We start from the raw sequence: 21,855 nt of genomic DNA, 5'->3' as shown, positions 1-21,855 counted from the left end.
CGCCGGCTGGATTTGTTGGCCCGCTTGTGGCGGTGCGTGCGCAAGCGGCGCCGGATAGGCGTCGCCATGGTGCTGCGGTATTGTACGGCTTGCACGCCGCTCTGCCCATCCGCACGCGCAACGGCGTTGCAAATGGGCGTCAGGGAGCCTTACTTCAGCTTGCGTCCGATGGCCACGACGGCGATCACGGCGCCGGCAAACAGCAGGCTTTCGCCCGTCAAGGGCTCGTGCAGCAGCACGGCCGCGCCCAGCAAGGTGAGGAACGGTTGCAGCAGCTGCGTCTGTCCCACGCGGGCCACGCCGCCCAGCGCCATGCCCCTGTACCAGAAAAAGAAGGCGATAAACATGGAAAACACGGAAATGTACGCAAAGCCCAGCCAGGCGGCGGCGCTGGCCTGCGCCATCAGCGCGCGCTGCGGCCAGGCGTTCCACAGCACCGCGGGCAAGACAAACGGCACGGCCAGCAGCAAGGCCCAGGAAATCACGTGCTGGCCCGGCATGGCTTGCGCCAGGCGCCCGCCTTCCGCATAGCCGAGGGCGCCCAGCAGCACGGCGGCGAACATCAGCCAGTCGGCCAGGTGGAAGCTGCCGCCGCCCTGGCGCAGCGCGAAGGCCACCACCAGCGCCGTGCCGAGCAGGGCCATCAGCCAGAAGCCCGGGGAAGGGCGTTCCTTGCCGCGCATGACGGCAAACACGGCGGTCGCCAGTGGCAGGATGCCGACCAGCACGGCGCCGTGCGAGGCGGGCAGGCTGCGCATGGCGATCGACGTCAGCCAGGGGAAGCCCAGCACGCAGCCCAGCGACACGAGCGCCAGCGGCAGCCATTGTTCGCGGCGCGGCAGCGGCGCCCGCTGCTGCCATAGCCACAGGCCGGCCAGGCCGGCGGCCACCAGGGCACGGCCCAGGGCGACAAAGGTGGGATCGAGTTCGGCCACCGCCAGGCGCGTAAAGGGCAGGGTCAGGCTGAAGAGGACGACGGCGATGAGGCCCAGCAGCAGGCCTTTACGGTCGTCGGCGAGGCGCAGGGGGTGACTGGGGGAAGTGGTGGCGTGCGATGGCATGGCTGTCCTGGTGCGGGTTGCATGGGTAAATAAGATGGGGTGGAACAATCCGCCCCGTACTGCTATCCTAGAGCTGAATAGCAATACAGTACAAATACACTTTCACGCATAATTTCACATACTGTGATGGTCATATGAGCAATACACCCGCCTTGCCGTCCCTGCCCTTGCTGTCGCGCGCCTCGGGCGAAACCCTGATCGACCAGATCGCGCGCTCGCTGGCGGCGCGCATCGACGACAAGCTGCTGCGCGGCGGCGCGCGCATGCCCTCAATCCGCCAGTGCGCCGCCAGCCTGGAGGTGTCGTGCGCCACGGTGGTGGCCAGCTACGACAAGCTGGTGGCGCGCGGCTACCTGGAATCGCGGCGCGGCGCCGGCTTTTTCGTGCGCGAGCGCTCGCCGCTGAACACGCCGGCGCCGCTCGCCGGCGCGCAGGACGCGGCGGCGCAGCCGATGGACGTCGTCTGGCTGATCCGTAACATGTTCCGCCAGACGCCGGCCATCCCCGCGCCCGGCACCGGCATGCTGCCCGCCGAGTGGCTCGATGGCGACCTGGTCGCGCGCGCCCTGCGCGACGTCAGCCGCCAGCCTGGCAGTCTGCTGCTCGGTTATGGATCGCCGCAGGGCTTCCTGCCGCTGCGCCAGCAGTTGCAGCTGAAACTGGCGGGCATGGAAATCGCCTGTCCGCCCGAGCAGATCGTCACCACGGTGGGCGTGATGCAGGCGCTGGACCTGGTGGCGCGCGAGTTTGCCCGTCCCGGCGATACCATTTTCGTCGACGATCCCGCGTATTGGCTGATGTTTGGCGCCTTTGCCGCGATGGGCATGAACGTCATCGGCATCCCGCGCTTGAAAGACGGCCCCGATATCGCCGTGCTGGCCGAGCTGGCGGCGCTGCACCGCCCCAAGCTGTACGTGATCAATTCGGTGCTGCACAACCCCAGCTCGACGTCGCTGTCGGCCGCCAAGGCGTTTCAGGTGCTGCGCCTGGCCGAACAGCACGATTTCCTCGTCGTCGAAGACGATATCTATTGCGACATGCACCCGGGCGGCGACGTGCAGGCGGCCACCCGTCTGGCCGCGCTGGACCAGCTGCGCCGTGTGATTTACCTGGGCGGCTTTTCCAAGAGCCTGTCGGCCAACCTGCGCGTGGGCTTCATCGCCACCTCGCCTGAATGGGCGCAGCGGCTGGCCGACCGCAAGATGCTGGCCACCCTGACCACCAGCGACATCGGCGAGCGGGTCGTATATAAAATCCTATCGCAAGGCCTGTACCGCAAACATGCGGAGCGGCTGCGCGCGCGGCTCGACAAGGTGCGCGAGGGCACGTACCGCCGCGCCGAGCGGGCCGGCCTGCGCTTCGATCCCGCACCGGCCGGCATGTTCATCTGGGCCGATGCGGGCTGCGACACCAATGTGCTGGCCGAAAAGGCGCTGGCCGAAGGCCTGGTGCTGGGGCCGGGCAGCCTGTTTTCGCCGCGCCAGCTGCCGTCGACCTGCATGCGCCTGAACCTGGCCACGGTGCAGGACGGGCGGGTATGGGACTTTTTCGACCGCGCGCTGGGCGGATAAGGGTCTGCAAAAAAATGCAGCCACTGTGTCAAGATGTTTGTACTTGATTTGGCTGATTGTGCAAAGCGCTTGAGAAGAGAGTTTGACGTGCCATTGTTGATGTCTCGTAGATGCTGTTGTAAATTCACGATCTTGCGGCGACATTAAAAAATAGAAATTTCTTTAATTAATATATTTTTTGATCTAAATCTTCAAAATGGAATTCTTTAAAAAAACCCGAAAAATTTGAAGTATGATCAATTGTGGCTGGGATTTCGGTTTTTGAAATTCCAGTATTGACCAGAAATCCTGTAAAGTTCTCTCTATCTTTTGCCATGAAAACATGCCCGTATTGCAAAGAGCAAGTGCAGGGGGAGGCAATAAAATGTCGATATTGCCAATCGAATTTGGATGGTCAGCAATCAATTCCAATCATCAACAGGGAGCAGCAGGTTATATATGTAGTTGACAATGATCTGGTGCGTTATGCCAAGTTTAGTCTGTCTATCCTTGCAGTTTTTCTGGTGGTTGGTGCGACGCTGTATGGGTATAATCTGGAAAAATCAGTTGAGAAAGTTATTGCGATACAGAAAGAAGTGGATGTGGCCTCCAATGCACTGAAGACTTCACAACTTGAACTTCAGAAGGCACAGGCGACAGTCAACACTTTAAGGACAGAAGTTGAAAACGTACTGGCAAATGCAAAAGCAATACTGGGGGAAATCGGCGAGCAAGGAAAAATGGCAATAGCCCAAGTAACGTTCATGAAATCGCTATCGCCGAAGCAACAAGATATGGCGATTCAGGCAAAGTCTGCGTATCCTGATAAGGCAAGTGGCAACAGAAAATATTGGGCTGCGGGGGCAACTATACGTATAGGATTCATCGGTGGTACTGCTGAACAAAGAAAAATGGTTGAAAGTATTGCGCCAGAGTGGACCAGAAATACAAGTTTATCGTTTATTTTTACACCGTTGCTGGAAGAAAGCGATGTTCGTGTAGGATTTGATCCAAATAGAGGTTCTTGGTCATATCAGGGAACCGATGCCTTAGGTCTGCCAAAAACAGCACCAACAATAAATCTTGCCTGGATGAAAAAAAACTATATTTTGCATGAATTTGGTCATGTTATGGGATTGATCGAAGAGCTGCAAAATCCAGAAGCTAATATACAATGGGATGTGGAACTGCTCCGTAGTGAATTGGGCGGCCCGCCGAATAACTGGTCGGAAGAAATGATACAAACCCGTATACTAAGGAAGGCGACGAGGGAAGAGGTTGGTGAATATCGAAAATTTGACCGGTATTCGATCATGGCTATGTCACTTCCGGCAGCCTACACCGGTGGGCAGGAAATACCAGCTGGAACGGAATTATCTGCCAGCGACAAAGAATTAATTTCTAGAATTTATCCGCGAAAATAGCCAGAGTTTTTTCCTTCTTCTTGCCGGGAATACTGAAAAAGCGTGGGGTGCTGCGCTCTTTGGTGAAGGACACCCTATCTTTGTTGATCTTCGTTTGCTTTCGCCAACATGGTGCTTGTCTGTATGAGCTTTGCAATTACCGATTTCGTAATCATCTCCTTGTGAGCAAAGGGCTTGAGACATCGCGTCAGAAAAAGCGGAAATGCGCTTATCGTCTCTCGTTTTATTTATTTCGGATGCCAGTTTCGCGAAGAAAACGAATTGTTCAGCACTTCCCCGGATAAAAATCTAATCGTTACATCAACCGTCATGCAGTTCTCGTACATGGCCAGTATCAGTTTCATCCATGCCCGCCAGGACAGTGACTGTCCTGGCTTGGAAAGGATGGAAAAATTTGCTTGCTGGCATCTTGAAATCGCTGCCATCATCTCCAATTAGCTGACACTCGTCCCATCCACAAGACTATGAGGTAAAAATGGCTGTCTCCGAAAAGCAAACCCTGGGTTTTCAGACCGAAGTGAAGCAAATGCTGCACCTGATGATCCATTCCCTGTACTCGAACAAGGAAATCTTCCTGCGCGAACTGATCTCGAACGCGTCCGACGCGGCCGACAAATTGCGCTTCGAAGCGATCGATAACGACGCCCTGTACGGCAACGATCACGAATTGAAGATCAAGGTCAGCTTCGACAAGGATGCGCGCACCATCACCATTTCCGACAACGGCATCGGCATGACCCGTGACGAGGCGATCTCGCACCTGGGCACCATCGCCAAGTCGGGCACCAAGGAATTCTTCGGCAAGCTGTCGGGCGACCAGCAGCAGGACGCGGCCCTGATCGGCCAGTTCGGCGTGGGCTTCTATTCCGGCTTCATCGTCGCCGACAAGATCACCGTCGAAACGCGCCGCGCCGGCGTGGACGCCTCGGAAGGCGTGCGCTGGGAATCGGCGGGCGAAGGCGATTACAGCATCGAATCGATCGACAAGCCGTCGCGCGGCACGGACATCATCCTGCACCTGCGCGAAGGCGAGGACGAATTGCTGTCGAGCTGGAAGATCAAGTCCATCATCCGCAAATATTCGGACCATATCTCGCTGCCGATCGTGATGCAGAAGGAAGAGTGGGACGATGAGAAAAAAGAAACCGTTCTGAAGGACGAATTCGAAACCGTCAACCAGGCCAGCGCCCTGTGGGCCCGCAACAAGGCCGACATCACGCCGGAACAGTACGACGAATTCTACAAGCACGTGTCGCACGACTTCCAGTCGCCGCTGACGCACACGCATAACCGCGTGGAAGGCCGCAGCGAGTACACGCAGCTGCTGTACATCCCGGCCAAGGCGCCGTTCGACATGTGGGACCGCAACAAGCGCGGCGGCATCAAGCTGTACGTCAAGCGCGTCTTCATCATGGACGATGCCGAGCAGCTGATGCCAACCTATCTGCGCTTCGTGCGCGGGGTGATCGACTCTGCCGACCTGCCGCTGAACGTATCGCGTGAAATCCTGCAGGAATCGCGCGACGTCAAGGTGATCCGCGAAGGCTCGACCAAGCGCGTGCTGGGCATGCTGGAAGAACTGGCGAACGCGGACGAGCAAGATAAAAAAGACAAGTACGCCGTCTTCTGGAAGGAATTCGGCCAGGTGCTGAAGGAAGGCATCGGCGAGGACGCGGCCAACAAGGAACGCCTGGCCAAGCTGCTGCGCTTTGCCTCGACGGCCAACGACAGCGACGAGCAAATCACGTCTTTCGCCGACTACGTGGCGCGCATGAAGGAAGGCCAGGACAAGATCTATTACGTCACGGCCGACAATTACGCCGCCGCCAAGAACAGCCCGCACCTGGAAATCTTCCGCAAGAAGGGCGTCGAAGTGCTGCTGCTGACGGACCGCGTCGATGAATGGATGCTGTCCTTCCTGCAGGATTTCGAAGGCAAGGAGCTGGTCTCCGTCGCCAAGGGCGGCCTGGACCTGGGCGCGCTGGAAGACGAAGCGGAAAAGAAAGAGCACGAAGAAACGGAAACCTCGTACGCCGACCTGGTGGGCAAGATGAAGACCGTGCTGGCCGACAAGGCCAAGGACGTGCGCGTCACGTTCCGCCTGACCGATTCGCCAGCCTGCCTGGTGGCCGATGAAAACGAATTGTCGGGCAACCTGCTGCGCATGCTGAAGGCGGCGGGCCAGAGCGCGCCGGAATCGAAGCCGATTTTGGAAATCAACCCGAACCACCCGCTGGTGACGCGTTTGAAGTATGAAGATGCGGAAGGCGGCAAGTTCGGCGACTGGGCCAACATCCTGTTCGACCAGGCCATGCTGGCCGAAGGCGGATCGCTGGCCGATCCAGCCAGCTTCGTCAAGCGCCTGAACGAATTGCTGCTCAATTCTGCGAAGTAATCACCTGACTGCAAACGTCAGCGAGCCGGCCCTTTCCTCGTGAAAGGGCCGGCTTTTTTATGCTACAGTGCGCGATTATTTTATTTTATGGAAATAGCAATGGCGCATTGCCCGGCATGTGACAGTTCCAACATTCAACGTCTCTCCATGGTGCATGCCTCCGGCATTTCCGGCACCTCTACCCATATCTCGGGCAGGATCGATGGTGATTTCATCCACGGTCATGCGCATACGCGCAGCCAGACCTTGTTGTCGCGCCAGGCCGCCGGGCCGACGATGCAGACCCACCAGAAGGTGGGGCTGATCGTGTTGGGCGTGATCATTTTTGTCATCGCCGCCGTCATCTTTTACCAGGCTGGCGCAAATGGCCTGTTCTGGATCTTCGTGGCAGGGGGTGTCGTCTCCGTCGCCTTGTCGCAAACGTCCTTCGTCGCCAATTGGGACAAGGAGGCCGCCGCCTTGCAGGACAAGTATGCGCGTACCTTCATGTGCCATGCCTGCGGCCACCGCTTCATTCCCGTACTCAAGCAACCGTGAAAATTCGCCTGATGGCGGGCCTGGGTGCGCATGCGCTGGGCTGCCTGCTGTTTATCGCATTGAGCTGGCTGGGGTTTTATTTGTACACGCAGCTGTTCGGCAGCCTCGGCTCGCGCGGCGTGGCGGGTGGCCTGGCCCTGCTGCTCGTGTTTTACGTGTATGCGGGCACGAATCTGCTGCTGGCGCTGCTGCCGCCCGGCTGGTGGAAGCCTGCGCTGTGCGGCTTGCTGGGCGTAGCCGTGCTGGCGTATCTGCTGCCGCAGCATCCGCTGCGGGCCATCTACTTCAGCGTGCTGTCGGGCGGCTTGAGCTGGCTGGCCGTGCTGGCCAGCGCGCGTTTAAGCGGGTATTTGCGGGGTTGACAGGCTTGTAATAAAAGCAGCGACGGCGTCGGCGGCCGCTTCCGGCGCCGCCTGCAGCAGCATGTGCGGCGCGGCGATGTCGGCCAGTTGCGCGCCCGGTGCCAGGCGCAGTATCTGCACGGCGTTCGCCGGTGGCACCAGGCGGTCGTGGCGGCCACGCAGATACAGCACGGGCAGGCTGCCGCGCGCGAAGCTGCGCGAGGCGTCGGTTTCCAGCACGGCGCGCAGGCGCTGGCGCAGCACGGCAGGCGGCACTTGCGCCAGTGCCGCCGCCAGTTCCGCCTGCAGTTCCGGCGTGGCGCAGGGCGCCAGCAGCGCCTGGCGCAGGGCGAAGCCGGGCAGGGCGCCGAAGGGCACACAGCCCAGCAGGTGGCGCAGCGGCGCCAGCATCGGGCGCGGATTGCGCACAAACGAACAGCACAGGACCAGGGCGCGCATGCCGGGCGGCGGATCGGCGCGCAGGGCGGCCCCCAGCGGTCCCGAAAACGATTCGGCCAGCACGACGAAGGGACGGTCCTGCGGCAGGCGTTCGCGCACGAACGCTTCGAGTGCCGCGTAGTCGAGCGGTGCAGCGGGATAAGCGATGGCCTGGGTGGCGATGGCGCTCTGCGCGCGCAAGGCGGCGTCAAAGCGGTGGAAGAGCCGGGCCGTGCCATCCATGCCGGGCAGGAGGACAAGCAGTGGCGAGGCGGGGTGAGAGATCGTCATTGCGGCCATCATACCAGCCCGCCGATGCGCGCGCCGTCCGCCTGCCGCACCGCATGGGGGCTGGCGCCATGCTAGAATCGGCGGCGCGTCATGCGTGGCCAGCGGCCACTGGTGGCGGCCAAATCCCCCGACAGACAGAATCATGCATATCATCTTTTCGAATTACCGCACCCTGGGCGGCGCCTTGCTGGCAGCGGCCTGCGTCCTTTCCCAGCCCGCCCGCGCCACGGCGGCACCTTCGGCGCCGGCCGGGAAAAGCCTGTCCTCCCTGCTGGCCGGCGGTCCCTTGCCGCGCCTGAGCGAAGACCCGCAAGTGCGCGCGGCCCTGTTCGATTTCTTCGGCTACGCGCGCGGCAGCTACACGGAAGACGATGAATTGCTGCTGGCGCAGGCGCTCGAGGCGATCAGCGAAAAGCGCGACGCCACGCGCACCGTGCTGGCCGATGGCCGCCAGTTGCTGGCGTCGATGAATGACCGCAAGCAGGGGCGCGAACGGGGCGCCATGCTGCTCGACAAGCGCGGCGTCATCATCGCCTTTGGCCTGGTCAACGGACATTGCCGCCTGGAGGGCCAGCCGCTGGCGAAAGTCTGCAATCCCGATCCGAATGCCGTGCTGACGGTGTTCCACCGCAAGGGCATGCTGGTTGGAGATGCGGCGCCCTTGCTGGCCTGGGCCAGGCAATTGCCGCCCATGCTGGCGCTGATCGCGGGCGACAAGGAAGCGGGCGCCGACGGACAGAAGATCGCCAGCGTCGAATACGTGCTGGCGCAGCCGGCCCTGCCGGGCTGGAACCGTGCCCAGCTGCCGCCCGCCTACCCGCCGGCGCTGCTGCCGCTGCTGCTCGATAAATCGACGGTGCTGACGTCGGCCGGCGCCGGCGTGTTTGCCTATCCGCTCACGCTCAAGGGCAAGAAACAGACCAATGTGCTGGACCATGCCGAAGGCCGCCCGCCGCGCGACCTGGAAGTGGCGCTGCGCAGCTATGCCAGTTTCGACACGGTGGTCGAGCGCTACCGCCAACTGGCCAAGGGCGCCAGGCTGCAGCGCAACGAGCGCACGGCTTACCTTGATGGCGACATGGGACAGGGCAGCTACCGCGTCTACATCCGCAACACGGGCGCGGACGGCGTGATGATCGACGTGGCGCTATGGCAGCGCAAGCTGGCGGCCAGCCGCTGATTTCAGCGTTGCTGTCAGAGCTGTTGTCAATAGTAGGGCGCCATGGCGTAACCGAGTTGCGTCAATTGCGCGCGGATTGCGTCGTCGCGTTTTTTTGCTCCCGTCGAAAAACTCAGCTGCTTTAATGCGGCCGGCATGCTCGCGGCCAGCAGCGCATCGATATCGAGCCGCGTCATGTGCACGGCCAGCGCCTGTAGCGCAGGCAAGCCCGGGAGGCCGCTCAGGTGCTCGATGGCCTTGCAATTGCGCAGAACCAGCCATGCCAGCGCCGGGTTGGCGCCCAGCCGTACTTCCTTCACCTGACTCTGGTCTTCCACCGACAGCCGCTCCAGGTGCGGAAAGCGGCCGATGTCGCCCAGGTCTTCCAGTCCGCGCACGCGCGCCACTTCAAGCTCCCGCAGCCGCGGCGCCGTGACGTGGGCGATCGATGTCCGCCCTCCCAGGATAAAGCACAGCCGCTCCAGCGCCGGCATTGCGCCGATGAAGTCCACGTCATCCTTGCTTTTGATCTGCGCCAGCGTCAACTTTGCCAGCGTTGGCACGGCGGTGATTGCCTCGATGTTTTTCGCGTGGCCGGCAGTATGCAGCTGCGTCAGCCGCTTCCAGTGCCGCAGCGGCGCCAGGTCGATATGCGCCCTGGCCGTTGGCTCCAGGCTCAGTGCTTCCAGGCCGCGCAGGTTGTCCAGCGCCAGGATGTCGCCTTCGGCCAGGTGATGCACGCCCAGGCACAGGCGCTTCAAGTGGCTCAGGCCGCCCAGCTGCTCCAGGTGGATGGCGCGCATGTGGCAGTCGAGCGACAGGTTGACGGCATGCGGCAGCGCGCGCAGCACGCGGGCGTCGAAAGGCCGGGTACTGGCGCCGAAGAAGCGGATCTCCAGCGCCGTTCCGCAAGTGGAGGCCAGTGCATCGAGGCTGGCCAGCAGCGGCGCCGGCAGGCGGTCCTGCGTGAATTGAATGACCACCTGTTCGCCCTGGTCTATGCACGCGCGGACGGCGGCGGCATCGATGTGGACCGGTTGATGGATGCGTTCCTGCACTGGTGGCTGGTACATGGGCGGGTTCCGGGAGGTGAATGGAATGCTGCTTACTGGCGTGGCGTGGCGTAGCCGCGCTCCGCCAGTTGCGCCGCGATGGCGTCGTCGCGTGTTTTTTTGCCCGTGCGCAGACGCACGTGCGTCAGCGACGCGGGCAGATCCTGCAGCAGTGCGTCCACGTCGAGCAGGGTTTCCGATGCCGACAGCTGGCGCAGGGCAGGCAGGGTGGCCAGGCCGGGCAGGCTGTCGAGCGTCTTGCAGGTGTGCAGGTTCAGGCGTTCGAGCACGGAATTGGGCCCCAGCGCGATCTGCCGCAGCTTGATCTGGTCTTCCACCCATAGCGCCTGCAACAGCGGGAAACGGCCGATATCGCCCAGCGTTTCCAGGCCGCGCACGCGTATCACTTCCAGTTTCCTCAGCAGCGGCGCCTCGATGTCCGCGATTGATTCGCGGCCGCCCAGCTGCAACAGCAGCCTGTCCAGGCGGTTCATCTCCGAGATGAAATCGAGCGCCACCTTGTTCTTGATGCGGTACAGCGACAGCTCGTGCAGCGCCGGCAGGCTGGCCAGGGTTTCGATGTGCTGGCTGTGGCCCTCGATGACGAGGCTGGCCAGGTGCGCATACTGGCGCAGGGGCGCCAGGTCGATATTGTTCCTGGCCGATTCGCCCAGGTTCAGGTATTCGAGGGCGCGCAAATTCTCCAGTTGCAAGATGTCGCCTTGCGCCAGCTCGTACACGCCCAGGCTCAGGCGCTTCAGGTGCCGCAGCTCGCCCAGCGCTTCCAGATGGATGGCTTGCCGGTGGCAATCGATGGACAGGCTGGCGACATGCGGCAGCGCGCGCAGGATGCGGGCATCGAACACCCTCGGGTCGTAGCCGTAGATGCGGATGGTCAGCGCCGTACCGCAGGTTGCGGCCAGGGCGTCGAGGTCGGCCAGCAGCGGCGCCGGCTCGGCCAGGGTATTGAACTGCACCAGCACCTCTTGACCGCCCGCGATGGCGGCGCGGATCGCCCCGGCATCGATGCGCTCGGGATTCTGGATGCGCTGCGGCTGTCTTGTTTGCGTCATCGTCACAGTCCTATCGGGTAGTCGACTTTCCTGGGGGGCGGGCAGCCCTCCGGGCCGGGAAACGTCTGCTTGCCCGTGTCATCGTAGCGCTTGCCGCATTCGACGAGCACGCGCTTGCGGAAGGTGTAAATGCTGGCCACCTTGCCGTTCGGGTGGTAGCAGATATTGTCGCCATCGCGGTCGGCCGAAGCGTAGCTGATCATGGTTTCGCCGTTGACCGTGCGCGTGCTGTGGCCGCTGCGCGGCTCCGTGCATTTGAGCTGGCCGCTTTCGTAATACGCGTTGACGACGGAGGTGTCGGCGGCGCGGTCGACCAGCAGTTCGTCCTTGCGCTTGCCGTTCGGGTAGTTCGAATAGCCTTCCTGGCGCTGGCCATACTGGAAGGCATAGTAATACTGCGGCTTGCCGTCCGGGTAGTACATGTGGTGGTACTCGCACACGTCGTCGCGCGTGCTGCCGTACTCCTTGAAGGTGCAGCGGTGGATGTCGTTGAGCAGCTGGCCGTCTTCATAGTATTCGCGCAGGTGCGTGAGCAGGCGGCCCTGGTCGATGACGGCCAGGCGTTCCGGCTTGCCGTTTGGGTAGTAGCGCGCATCGAGACCCTGCTTCTTGCCGTTGTCCCATAAGGTGTCGAGGCGCAGGATCTTGCCGCTGTCGTCGAACGCCTGTTCGCGTCCATCGAGCTGGCCGTTGCGGTAGGTGGCCGTGTAGACCACGTATTCCTTGCCGGCCGGGCCCAGGTAGCGCGTGCGGCTGCCATCGAGCACGCCCGCCTGGTAATGGTCGCGCTGGCGCAGCGCGCCCTGCGCATCCGTGTCCAGGGCCTCGCCCTGTTTTTTGCCTTTCACAAAAGCGACGCTTTGCGTGCCCTTGTCCTTGAGCTTGAGCTTCCACGGGCCGTCGCGCAAGCCGTCGATAAAGCTGCCGTCGCCGTCTTCCGTGATCCACTGCCCATGGCGTGTGCCGTTGACGTAGTTGCCGCGCGTTTGCAGCTTGCCGCCCATGCGGCGTTCGTGCGGGCCGTTCAGCTGGCCGCCCGCGTAGGTGTCGAAGCCCGTCACTTCCTCTTCATCGGCATAGTTGACGACCGTCCAGCGGCCTTCGCGCTTGCCGGCCCGGTACATGCCGCTCTCGCTCTGCTTGGGATAGTTGAAGGACCACAGGCCTTCTTGCAGGCCGTCGACGAAATGGCCTTTTTCGCTGCCTTCGTGCATGCCCTCGCGCACCCACAGGCCCTGGCGCTTGCCTTTCGCGTACTGGCCCCGCTCGACCACCGAACCGTCGTCCCAGGCCAGGCTGTAGATGACGGACGGGCCGTCTTCGCTGCCCGTAAACTGTTTCGGCGCCGTTTCCCACGTCACTTGCCACAGGCGGTAATTGGGCAGGATGCCGGCGCCCGCATCGCTGTACAGCGTGTAGCTGGCCGTGAGAAAACGCTCGCCCTTTTTCTGGAAGGTTTTCTTGTAGGTGATGGCGTCCTTGCTGTCGGACGCCACAGGCTTGCCGTCGTCGCTGTAGTAGCCGACGACGGTGCCTTGCGTATGGTCGATGGCGTCGAAGTCTGCATTGCCGCTTTTGCCGCGCGCGACGCTGTAGTCCATCGGCGCCAGTTTCGCCAGTGCCGCCTTGACCTGGCCCGCATTGGGCAAGGTGGTTTGCGCGGCGATGCGGTTTAGTGCCGGCTGCAAGCCGTCGAGGCGCCGGTACTTGCCGGAACTGCGGTGGTAGCGGTAGGCGCGCAGGCCGCTCCTGTCGCCCTGGCGGAACAGCACCAGCATGGTTTGCACGCTGCTGTCCGATTCCTTGTCCAGTGACGCGTAGAAGACGGAGCGGATGACGGCGTTGCCGAACTGGTCGAGCAGGAAGGTTTTCGAAGCGCTGTTCGTGCACTCGCAGTAATAGCCGTTGACGCCGTCTTTTTCCTTGAGGAAGGCGATGTCGAGGCCGCTATCCTGCGAGGCGCTGATGGCGGGATGGGCGAGGCTCTTGCCTTCGTAGAAGGGCGCGCCGTGGGCCAGCGCGGAACAGAGGAGCAAGGGCAGGAGAACGGGCAAGAACGGACGTTTCATCGTAAGGCTGGCACCGGGGCGCCGCAATGGAAAGGCCACGATTCTGCCTGCGTTCTTACTTGTGGGCAAATGCGCGCGCGTCTATCGTGTGCGCACCCCGGTTCAGGGCTGGTGGGCGGCGCAGAAGTCCAGCAGCAGCTGTTCGCCGTCCGGCCACGGGCCGTAGCCGGCATCGCCGTTGATATGGCCGGCGTCGCCGATCATGGTGAAATCGCTGCCCCAGGCGGCGGCGAACGCGCGCGCCCGCGCGAAGCTGACATAGGGATCATCGCCGCTGGCCACCACCAGGGTCGGAAAGGGCAAGGCTTGCAGCGGCATGGGAGAGAAACCCGTGGTGCCGGACGGGTAGGAGGGCGCGTCCACATCGCTGGGGGCGACGAGGAAGGCGCCGGCGATCCTGTGCGGCGAACCGCTGGCCGCCCAGTGGGCCACCAGCGTGCAGGCCAGGCTGTGCGCCGCCAGCACGGGCGGGCGCTCGCAGGCGGCGATGGCGCGGTCGAGCTCCGCCACCCATTCTTCCTTGTCCGGCGTCTGCCATTCCCCGTGCGGCACGCGCGACCATTGCGGGTGGCGCGCTTCCCAATGGGTTTGCCAATGCTGCGGCCCGGAATTCCACAGGCCGGCCAGGGTCAGTACGAGAGGCGACATCGATGCTCCTTGAGGTTACAACTCCGTGCGCAGGGCAAATAATTCAGGGAACAATACCACGTCGAGCATCTTGCGCAAATAACTCACGCCCGCCGTGCCGCCCGTGCCCGTCTTGAAGCCGATGATGCGCTCCACCGTCGTCACATGGCGGAAGCGCCAGAAGCGGAAGGCCGTTTCCAGATCCACCAGTTTTTCGGCCAGCTCGTACAGGGCCCAGTGTTTCGACGGGTCGCGGTAGACTTCCAGCCAGGCCGCCTTGACGGAGGCGTCGGCGGCGGTCGGCAGGGTCCAGTCGGCGGCCAGGCGCTCGGGGGCGATGGGCAGACCGCTGCGTGCCAGCAGCTTGATGGCTTCGTCGTAGACGGACGGCGCGCGCAGGGCGGCGTCGAGCGTCTTGTAGGTGTCGGGGGCCGTGGTATGCACGTTGAGCAGGGCGGCGTTCTTGTTCCCCAGGATGAATTCGATTTCGCGGTACTGGAAGGACTGGAAGCCGGACGAGGCGCCCAGGTAGGGCCGGATAGCCGTGTATTCGGGCGGCGTCATGGTGGCCAGCACGTCCCAGGCATGCACCAATTGATCCATGATGCGCGCCACGCGGGCCAGCATTTTAAACGCGGGCGCCAGGTCGCCGCTTTGCAGGTTGGCACGCACGGCGTGCATTTCGTGCAGCATCAGCTTCATCCACAATTCACTCGTCTGGTGCTGCACGATGAACAGCATCTCGTTGTGGTTGGGGGAGAGCGGATGCTGGGCCGTCAGGATGCGGTCCAGCGCCAGGTAGTTACCGTAGCTCATCGATTCGCTGAAATCCATCTGCGCGCCATGCCACTGCGCATCCTGGGCGCCCGCATGCATGGGGCAGCCGCTGGTGTTTTCCTTGTTCATATTCTTGTCGTCGCTCATGGGATGGTTCAGGTGACGGCATCGCGCCTGGCGGCGATGTCGTAGGCTTGGGTGTCGAGAATGTCGCGCAGGATTTCCACGGCATCCCACACGTCGGCAAAGCTCGTGTACAGGGGCGTGAAGCCGAAGCGCATGATGGCCGGCTCGCGGTAGTCGCCGATCACGCCGCGCGCGATCAGCGCCTGCATCACGGCATAGCCGTGCGGGTGCGTGAAGCTGACCTGGCTGCCGCGCCGCGCATGCTCGCGCGGCGTGACGAGGCCCAGCGGATGGCTGGCGCAGCGCTGTTCCACCAGCGCGATGAACAAATCGGTCAGGGCCAGCGACTTGCGGCGAATGGCTTCCATGCTCGTTTGCGCAAAGATATCGAGGCCGCATTCGACCAGGGCCAGCGAGAGAATCGGCTGCGTGCCGCACAGGGCGCGGGCGATGCCGTCGGCGGGCGCGAAACCCGGGTCCATGGCGAACGGCGTGGCGTGGCCCCACCATCCGGACAGCGGCTGGCGGAAGCGCGCCTGGTGTCTTGCCGGCACCCAGATGAAGGCGGGCGAGCCGGGGCCGCCGTTCAGGTATTTATAGGTGCAGCCGACGGCCAGGTCGGCGCCGGCGCCGTTCAGGTCCAGCGGCACGGCGCCGGCCGAATGGGCCAGGTCCCACAGCGCTAGCGCGCCCTGCGCGTGGCAATGGCTGCTGATGGCGGCCATGTCGTGTTGGTAGCCGGTGCGGTAGTTGACGTGCGTGAGCATGGCGATGGCGCAATCGGCGTCGATGGCTTGCGCCAGTTCTTCGGGACTGTCGACCAGGCGCAGCTGGTAGCCGCGGTCGAGCCAGGCGGCCAGGCCTTGCGCCATGTACAGGTCGGTGGGGAAGTTGCTGCGTTCGCTGACGATGACGCGCCGCGCGGCCTGCGCGGGATCGCTGGCCTGCATCTGCAGGGCGGCGGCCAGGGCCTTGAACAGGTTGATGGAGGTGGTGTCGGTGATCACCACTTCGCCCGTGCCGGCGCCCAGCAGCGGTGCCAGGCGGTCGCCGAGGCGTTTGGGCAGGTCGAACCAGCCCGCCGTATTCCAGCTGCGGATCAGGTCCGTGCCCCATTCGGCCGTGATGACGTGCTGGGCGCGGGCCAGGGCCGCCTTCGGCCGCGCGCCCAGGGAATTGCCATCGAGGTAAATCACGCCTTGCGGCAAGTCGAATTGCTGGCGCAGGGGCGCCAGGGGATCGTCGAGGTCGCGCGCACTGCAGTCATGTCGAGAAATCATGGTGGCTTTCATGTTGATACTTGTCTGGATGGCATGATATTGCTTGAGGCTTAAAGTATCATGCGGAAGTGGCAGTGTAGCAAATCCCTGCCGCAAAGCGCGATTCCCGGCATGGAAAAGCGGCGAAAAAATACCCGCTTGCGGGGCGTCAACGAAAAAAATCACGATTTTAAAAAATATTTTCAAGAACCCCTAAAGTTCTGCGATATGGCGCCGTCAACAAATACATGAACGGCGGTAATCGGTCAGGCAGGCGTCCTAAATTTTTTAAATATTTTTAAAAATAAGCCTAAAGTTCCCGTCGAAGCTGCCGTTACCTCAGTTAGATGGCTTGATTAAGGTCAAGTTGTTGTAAAAAAGTGATTTCATTGCAAGCGGAAAGTCAGGCAAATCTGGCTCCTTGCGTATCTCAAGAATCCGCGCCGTTGCTGGCGTGCGACCATGGTCGAGCGGTGTTTGTCAGACAAACACCTACGGCCCCATCCGCTATTCCCCGACCAAAAATACAGCGCTACGCCTCTGTTGCGTTTGATGTTGCTCCTGCAGAATGTATCTCACTGGCAACACACAACGCCAGCTGAATTCAACGGATTGAGGAGATGGAAATGACTGCTAACGACATGATGGCTGAGATTCGCGACGCTAACCTGAGCTACCTGATGCTGGCCCAGCAAATGATTCGTGCGGACAAGGTAACGGCCATCTTCCGTTTGGGCATTGCCGCCGACATCGCCGAGCTCATCGAAGGCATGAGCAATGCGCAGATCCTGAAACTGGCTGGCGGCAACATGATGCTGGCACGCTTCCGCTTCGACGACAGCGCCATCCTGGGCATGCTGACGAACTACAATAAAGACCGCTCGCTGGCCCAGTCGCACGCTGCCATCCTCATGGCCGGCCAGGGCGTCGAAGAAATCGCTTAAGCTTCCCATTAAAACGTCCATGGCGGCGTTGCATTGCCCTGAACATTTTTCTGGCAATCTTTTAGTTAGTATCAGTCAGTCAGTCAGTCAGTATCAGTCAGTTGCGGAGCGCACAGCATGGCCAAGAAAAGTGTCGTATCGGAAGCGCAGGAAATCCAGCTGGCCATCGAACTGATACAGCTGGGCGCACGCCTGCAACTGCTGGAGACGGAAGTGTCGCTGTCGCGCGAACGCCTGCTGAACCTGTATAAGGAATTGAAGGGCGTCTCGCCGCCCAAGGGCATGCTGCCGTTTTCCACCGACTGGTTCCTTACCTGGCAACCGAATATCCATTCCTCGCTGTTCATCAATATCCACAAATTCCTCGTTGACCACGCGGGCGCCACCGGTATCGAAGCGGTGATGAAGGCCTATAAGCTGTATCTGGAACAGATGCCGCCCGAAGCGGGCGAAGAGCCGCTGCTGTCGCTGACGCGGGCCTGGACCCTGGTGCGCTTTTTCAGCAGCAAGATGCTGGACATGGCGCCCTGCGGCAAATGCGGCGGCAAGTTTGTCGTCAACTGCCTCGACCTGAACGCCGATTATGTGTGCGGCCTGTGCCACATGCCTTCGCGCGCCGGCAAGACCAAGAAGGCGCGCGATGAAGCGGCCGCCGTCGCGCCGCCGGGCATCGTCGCCTGATCCTGCCCCGATAAGTATCTCAGTGAAAGCCGGAGCGGTCGCCAGACCGGACTCCGGCTTTTTGCCGCTGCTTTCGCTTACACTGGCGTTTTCCTCCTTCGATCATCCCATGCTGCAACAAATCCTGCGTGCGCCCGCGCTCAAGGCCATCCTGATCCAGATGCTGGCTTTTCCCTTGATGTTGCTATTGGTATATGCTCTGGCGCGCGCCGGCGCGGCCATGTCGCTGCCGGCCGTGGCCGTTCTGCAGGGCGGGCTGGCGGCGCTCATCACGTGGCGCGCGGGTCTGGCGCGCTGGTGGTGCGCCATCGGCTTGCTGTTTGCGCCCGCCTTGCTGGGCGCCAGCCTGCTCGATTTGCCCCCGGCCGTGTTCCTTGCCGCCTTTGTTTTCCTGCTCAGCCTGTACTGGTCCACGTTCCGCACGCAAGTGCCGTTTTACCCGTCGGGGCCGAAGGTGTGGCAGGCGGTGGCCGGGCTGATCGCGGACAGGCCCGGCGTGCGGCTGGTCGATATCGGCAGCGGCCTGGGCGGCCTGGTGCTGGAACTGGCGCGGCGCCGGCCCGATGGACAGTTTTCCGGCATCGAGCTGGCGCCGTTGCCGTGGCTGGTCAGCCGCTTGCGCGCGCGGCTGGCGGGAAGCCGCGCGCGCTTCCTGCGCGGCGACTACGCGGCACTCGATTTCGGCCGCTATGATGCCGTGTTTGCCTACCTGTCGCCGGCGGCGATGGCGGCCCTGTGGAGCAAGGCGGAAAAGGAAATGTTGCCCGGTAGCATGCTTCTTAGTTACGAATTCCAGATTGCGGCACGCGAGCCCGATAAGACCATCGCCGCCACAGAGGGTGGCCCTTTACTTTACATATGGTGCTTTTAAGCAATTGTCTGCGTTATTTGCTTGCCCGTAGGGCAATCTCACGTTATTGTAGTTCCACACGGCATTTTCTCGGAATTGCATTGAAAAGCAACGCATTTCAATTAACTTCCGGTTGCTTTTTTTGCCGCTGTCTTTGCCGGCGGCGCAGCCGCCAGAAGACAGAAACAGGTTTGAACATGCCGGGCACACAGCCCCGGCCATTATTGGGAGTCAGGGCACTTGTTAGTCATAATCGGATACATCATCGTCTGCGCCTCGGTCTTTGGCGGCTTCGCAATGGCCGGCGGCCATCTGGCGGCGCTGTTCCAGCCGCTGGAGTTGCTGATGATCGGCGGCGCCGCCCTGGGCGCCTTCCTTGTTGGTAACAATAACAAGGCCATCAAGGCGACGATCGCCGCCTTGCCGAGCCTGTTCAAGGGTTCGCGTTATACCAAAGAGCTGTACATGGAACTGATGTCGCTGTTGTTCGAAGTGCTCAGCAAGGTGCGCAAGGAAGGCTTGATGTCGATCGAAGGCGATATCGACAAGCCGGAAGAGAGTCCGCTGTTTTCCAAGTATCCGGCCGTGCTGGCCGACCACCATATCGTCGAATTCATGACCGATTACCTGCGCCTGATGGTGTCGGGCAATATGGATGCCTTCCAGATCGAAAACCTGATGGATAATGAGATCGAGACGCACCATCACGAAGGCGCCGTGCCGGCCCACGTGATCGCCAAGGTGGGCGACGGCTTGCCCGCGTTCGGTATCGTCGCCGCCGTCATGGGCGTGGTGCACACGATGGAGTCGGTGGGCATCCCGCCGGCTGAGCTGGGCATGCTGATCGCGCACGCGCTGGTCGGCACCTTCCTCGGCATTTTGCTGGCGTATGGCTTCGTCGGCCCGCTGGCCAGCCTGCTGGAGCAGAAGCTGGAAGAGTCGAGCAAGATGTTCCAGTGCGTGAAAGTGACGCTGCTGGCCAGCCTGAACGGCTATGCGCCGGCGCTGGCCGTGGAGTTCGGCCGCAAGGTGCTGTTCTCGACCGAGCGTCCGACGTTCAATGAGCTGGAAGACCACATCAAGAAATCGAAAACGAAGTAAGCAGTGAATATACGCCTGGACACCATGAGTCATTTGCAGCACACGGAAGGGGGACGCCATGGCCGATGAAGGCATGCGCCCGATTATCGTCAAGCGTATCAAGAAGACGGCTGGCGGGCACCATGGCGGGGCGTGGAAAATCGCCTACGCCGACTTTGTCACGGCCATGATGGCCTTCTTCCTGCTGATGTGGCTGCTCGGTTCCACCTCGAAAGGCGACTTGAACGGCATTTCCGAGTTCTTCAAGACGCCGTTGAAAGTGGCCATGGCGGGCGGCTCCGGCAGCGGCGAGAGCAATTCCGTGATCCAGGGTGGCGGCCAGGATCTGTCGCGCCAGGATGGGCAGGTGCGCAAGGCGCAGGAAGAGCAGCAGCGCAAGTCCTTCGACCTCAATTCCGCCAAGGCCGCGCTCGAACGCGAAGAGGGCAAGCGCCTGCAAGCGCTCAAGGCGCGCATCGAGGCAACCATCGATGCCAATCCCCTGCTGAAAAAGTACAAGAACCAGCTGCTGCTCGATATCACCAGCGAAGGCTTGCGCATCCAGATCGTTGACGAGCAGAACCGTCCGATGTTTGCGCTCGCTAATGCGAATCTGCAGCCGTACACCAAGGAAATCCTGCACGCCATCGGCTTCGTGCTCAATGAAGTGCCGAACCGCATCGGCCTGTCCGGCCATACGGATTCGACGCCCTATATGAGCGATGCCGGCTACAGCAACTGGGAATTGTCGGCCGACCGCGCGAATGCGTCGCGGCGCGAACTGGTGATTGGCGGCATGAAGGAAGAAAAAGTCTTGCGCGTGGTGGGGCTGGGCTCGGCCGCCCACCTGGACAAGCTCGACCCCTTCAATCCGATCAACCGGCGCATCAGCATCATCGTCATGAACAAGCGCACGGAAGAAAATGTCTTGCGCGATGGGGCGGCGATCGAACTGCCGGTGACCGATGCCGCTTCCGCCGCCGTGGCGTCGGGGCTGGCGGCCGGTGCGCCGCCCGCGGCGGCGCCAGCCACCGGCCCGGCAGCGGCGAAAAAGTAACACGCAAGGCTGTCAACGCGTGGTGTATTGAAACAATGAGACCTTTATGACAAGAAAGAAAATACTTGGCTCGCATGTAAAGCGCCTGCTGTCTGGCGTGTCGGACCATGGCCGCAAGCACTTGACGGAGGTGGAAACCGACCTGGTGCAGACCGGCATCTTGCTGGAAGAGGCGATCGAGAAGCTGTCCTTCAATTTCATGGCGATACACGCAGCCGTCGCAGCGCAGCAAGATACCATCGCCCTGCTGCTCGACGGCGGTATTCCGGCCGAACAGCAGCGGGAAAAACTGCTGGCGTTGCAGGATGAAGTGGGCGGCTACGTGAATGCGGCCATCACCAGCCTGCAGTTCCAGGATATGACCAGCCAGCTGATCGAGCGCACCCTGAAGCGCGTGACGGGCTTGCGCGAGTTCCTCGGCACCCTGGGTTCGCATGGCGCGGAGATGTTGCCGGAGAGCGACAATGAAGAAATTGTCGCCCTGCTGGGGCGGGTCAGCATGGCGCTGGCGATTCAAAGCCTGGAGTTGCGCAGCGTGCTGCGCAAGGCTGTCAGTCAACAGCATTTGGAAAGTGGCGACATCGAGCTGTTCTAGCATGCCAGTGCGGAATGCTTGTGGTTGCATGGATTGATTAATCAAATACTCGGGCAGGATGCCCGGAATAAGTGGGAGCAAAGATGGCCAAAACGATACTTGCAGTGGACGATTCCAGCTCATTGCGCCAGATGGTGGCGTTCAGTCTGAAAGCCGCCGGTTACCAGGTGGTGGAGGCCGTCGACGGCCAGGACGGACTGGAAAAAGCCAAACTGCAAACCGTGGACCTGGTCCTGACGGACCAGAACATGCCGCGCATGGATGGCCTGGAGCTGATCAAGCTGCTGCGCGAACTGCCGACCTACCAGAAGGTGCCCATCCTGATGCTGACGACGGAGTCGTCGGACGAGATGAAATCGAAAGGACGTGCCGCCGGCGCCAATGGCTGGCTGGTCAAGCCGTTCGACCCGCAACGCCTGATCGAAGTGGTCAAGAAGGTGATCGGCTGATGCCAGCCGCGCAGCGCAAC

General features: G+C 61.8%; 21 protein-coding genes. 13 read left to right on the top strand and 8 right to left on the bottom strand.

Features of this window, described 5'->3' with window-relative positions; translation table 11 throughout:
- Window positions 1-149 precede the first annotated feature (149 nt).
- Window positions 150-1,061, bottom strand: coding sequence for a DMT family transporter (locus IGS61_RS26095; RefSeq protein ID WP_230542239.1), 912 nt, complete (start codon window positions 1,059-1,061; stop codon window positions 150-152).
- A gap of 134 nt (window positions 1,062-1,195) precedes the next feature.
- Here IGS61_RS26095 and IGS61_RS26090 point away from each other — a divergent pair, with 134 nt between their 5' ends.
- The 5 genes from IGS61_RS26090 to IGS61_RS26070 all read left to right on the top strand — a co-directional run bounded on the left by IGS61_RS26090 (window position 1,196) and on the right by IGS61_RS26070 (window position 7,329).
- Complete coding sequence (locus tag IGS61_RS26090) at window positions 1,196-2,632, top strand: aminotransferase-like domain-containing protein (protein WP_230542238.1); 1,437 nt, start codon at window positions 1,196-1,198, stop codon at window positions 2,630-2,632.
- Between the two features lie 242 nt (window positions 2,633-2,874).
- Window positions 2,875-4,035 (top strand): hypothetical protein, encoded by a 1,161-nt coding sequence (locus IGS61_RS26085; protein ID WP_230542237.1) that lies wholly within the window; start codon window positions 2,875-2,877, stop codon window positions 4,033-4,035.
- A 475-nt stretch (window positions 4,036-4,510) separates the two neighbouring features.
- Entirely contained in the window at window positions 4,511-6,430 is a 1,920-nt protein-coding gene (gene htpG / locus IGS61_RS26080) for a molecular chaperone HtpG (protein WP_076570740.1), read from the top strand.
- A 147-nt stretch (window positions 6,431-6,577) separates the two neighbouring features.
- A complete protein-coding gene (locus IGS61_RS26075; protein ID WP_070219819.1) occupies window positions 6,578-6,967 on the top strand; it encodes a hypothetical protein in 390 nt (129 codons plus the stop codon).
- The gene (locus IGS61_RS26070) at window positions 6,964-7,329 is read left to right on the top strand and encodes a hypothetical protein (protein WP_230542236.1); all 366 of its coding nucleotides are present in this window, start codon (window positions 6,964-6,966) and stop codon (window positions 7,327-7,329) included. The genes IGS61_RS26075 and IGS61_RS26070 overlap by 4 nt, the downstream gene beginning before the upstream one ends.
- Here IGS61_RS26070 and IGS61_RS26065 read toward each other — a convergent pair.
- Complete coding sequence (locus tag IGS61_RS26065) at window positions 7,306-8,037, bottom strand: alpha/beta fold hydrolase (protein WP_230542235.1); 732 nt, start codon at window positions 8,035-8,037, stop codon at window positions 7,306-7,308. The genes IGS61_RS26070 and IGS61_RS26065 overlap by 24 nt on opposite strands.
- A 142-nt stretch (window positions 8,038-8,179) precedes the next feature.
- Here IGS61_RS26065 and IGS61_RS26060 point away from each other — a divergent pair, with 142 nt between their 5' ends.
- Complete coding sequence (locus IGS61_RS26060; RefSeq protein ID WP_230542234.1) at window positions 8,180-9,217, top strand: hypothetical protein; 1,038 nt, start codon at window positions 8,180-8,182, stop codon at window positions 9,215-9,217.
- 26 nt (window positions 9,218-9,243) lie between these two features.
- On the opposite strand, the gene IGS61_RS26055 is transcribed toward IGS61_RS26060, so the two are convergent.
- The 6 genes from IGS61_RS26055 to kynU form a co-directional block, all read right to left on the bottom strand.
- Window positions 9,244-10,269, bottom strand: coding sequence for a hypothetical protein (locus tag IGS61_RS26055; protein WP_230542233.1), 1,026 nt, complete (start codon window positions 10,267-10,269; stop codon window positions 9,244-9,246).
- A gap of 32 nt (window positions 10,270-10,301) precedes the next feature.
- Window positions 10,302-11,321, bottom strand: coding sequence for a hypothetical protein (locus tag IGS61_RS26050; protein ID WP_230542232.1), 1,020 nt, complete (start codon window positions 11,319-11,321; stop codon window positions 10,302-10,304).
- Window positions 11,322-11,323: 2 nt separating this feature from the next.
- A complete protein-coding gene (locus IGS61_RS26045) occupies window positions 11,324-13,390 on the bottom strand; it encodes a hypothetical protein (RefSeq protein WP_230542231.1) in 2,067 nt (688 codons plus the stop codon).
- Between the two features lie 102 nt (window positions 13,391-13,492).
- Entirely contained in the window at window positions 13,493-14,038 is a 546-nt protein-coding gene (locus IGS61_RS26040; protein ID WP_230542230.1) for an RBBP9/YdeN family alpha/beta hydrolase, read from the bottom strand.
- Between the two features lie 15 nt (window positions 14,039-14,053).
- Window positions 14,054-14,941 (bottom strand): tryptophan 2,3-dioxygenase, encoded by an 888-nt coding sequence (gene kynA, locus IGS61_RS26035; RefSeq protein ID WP_442908107.1) that lies wholly within the window; start codon window positions 14,939-14,941, stop codon window positions 14,054-14,056.
- Window positions 14,942-14,949: 8 nt separating this feature from the next.
- Window positions 14,950-16,200, bottom strand: a complete 1,251-nt coding sequence (gene kynU, locus IGS61_RS26030; RefSeq protein ID WP_230542229.1) for a kynureninase — start codon at window positions 16,198-16,200, stop codon at window positions 14,950-14,952.
- Between the two features lie 605 nt (window positions 16,201-16,805).
- On the opposite strand from kynU, the gene flhD reads away from it, so the two are divergent.
- The 7 genes from flhD to IGS61_RS25995 all read left to right on the top strand — a co-directional run bounded on the left by flhD (window position 16,806) and on the right by IGS61_RS25995 (window position 21,835).
- Entirely contained in the window at window positions 16,806-17,123 is a 318-nt protein-coding gene (gene flhD / locus IGS61_RS26025) for a flagellar transcriptional regulator FlhD (protein WP_010396649.1), read from the top strand.
- 117 nt (window positions 17,124-17,240) lie between these two features.
- Window positions 17,241-17,804: a flagellar transcriptional regulator FlhC gene (gene flhC / locus IGS61_RS26020; protein WP_230542228.1), complete on the top strand. Its 564-nt coding sequence runs from the start codon at window positions 17,241-17,243 to the stop codon at window positions 17,802-17,804.
- Window positions 17,805-17,913: 109 nt separating this feature from the next.
- Window positions 17,914-18,675: a class I SAM-dependent methyltransferase gene (locus tag IGS61_RS26015; protein ID WP_230542227.1), complete on the top strand. Its 762-nt coding sequence runs from the start codon at window positions 17,914-17,916 to the stop codon at window positions 18,673-18,675.
- 219 nt (window positions 18,676-18,894) lie between these two features.
- The gene (motA, locus tag IGS61_RS26010; RefSeq protein ID WP_034758373.1) at window positions 18,895-19,755 is read left to right on the top strand and encodes a flagellar motor stator protein MotA; all 861 of its coding nucleotides are present in this window, start codon (window positions 18,895-18,897) and stop codon (window positions 19,753-19,755) included.
- A gap of 58 nt (window positions 19,756-19,813) precedes the next feature.
- Window positions 19,814-20,791 (top strand): flagellar motor protein MotB, encoded by a 978-nt coding sequence (gene motB, locus IGS61_RS26005; RefSeq protein WP_230542226.1) that lies wholly within the window; start codon window positions 19,814-19,816, stop codon window positions 20,789-20,791.
- A 46-nt stretch (window positions 20,792-20,837) separates the two neighbouring features.
- Window positions 20,838-21,386, top strand: a complete 549-nt coding sequence (locus IGS61_RS26000; RefSeq protein WP_077401991.1) for a chemotaxis protein — start codon at window positions 20,838-20,840, stop codon at window positions 21,384-21,386.
- 83 nt (window positions 21,387-21,469) lie between these two features.
- Entirely contained in the window at window positions 21,470-21,835 is a 366-nt protein-coding gene (locus IGS61_RS25995; RefSeq protein WP_034758362.1) for a response regulator, read from the top strand.
- Window positions 21,836-21,855: the final 20 nt, after the last annotated feature.

Origin of the sequence: Janthinobacterium sp. FW305-129, assembly GCF_020858115.1 — a bacterium.
GTDB lineage: Bacteria > Pseudomonadota > Gammaproteobacteria > Burkholderiales > Burkholderiaceae_D > Janthinobacterium.
Note: the sequence above shows the minus strand (reverse complement) of the source record. Positions and strands in the feature narration are given on the sequence as shown.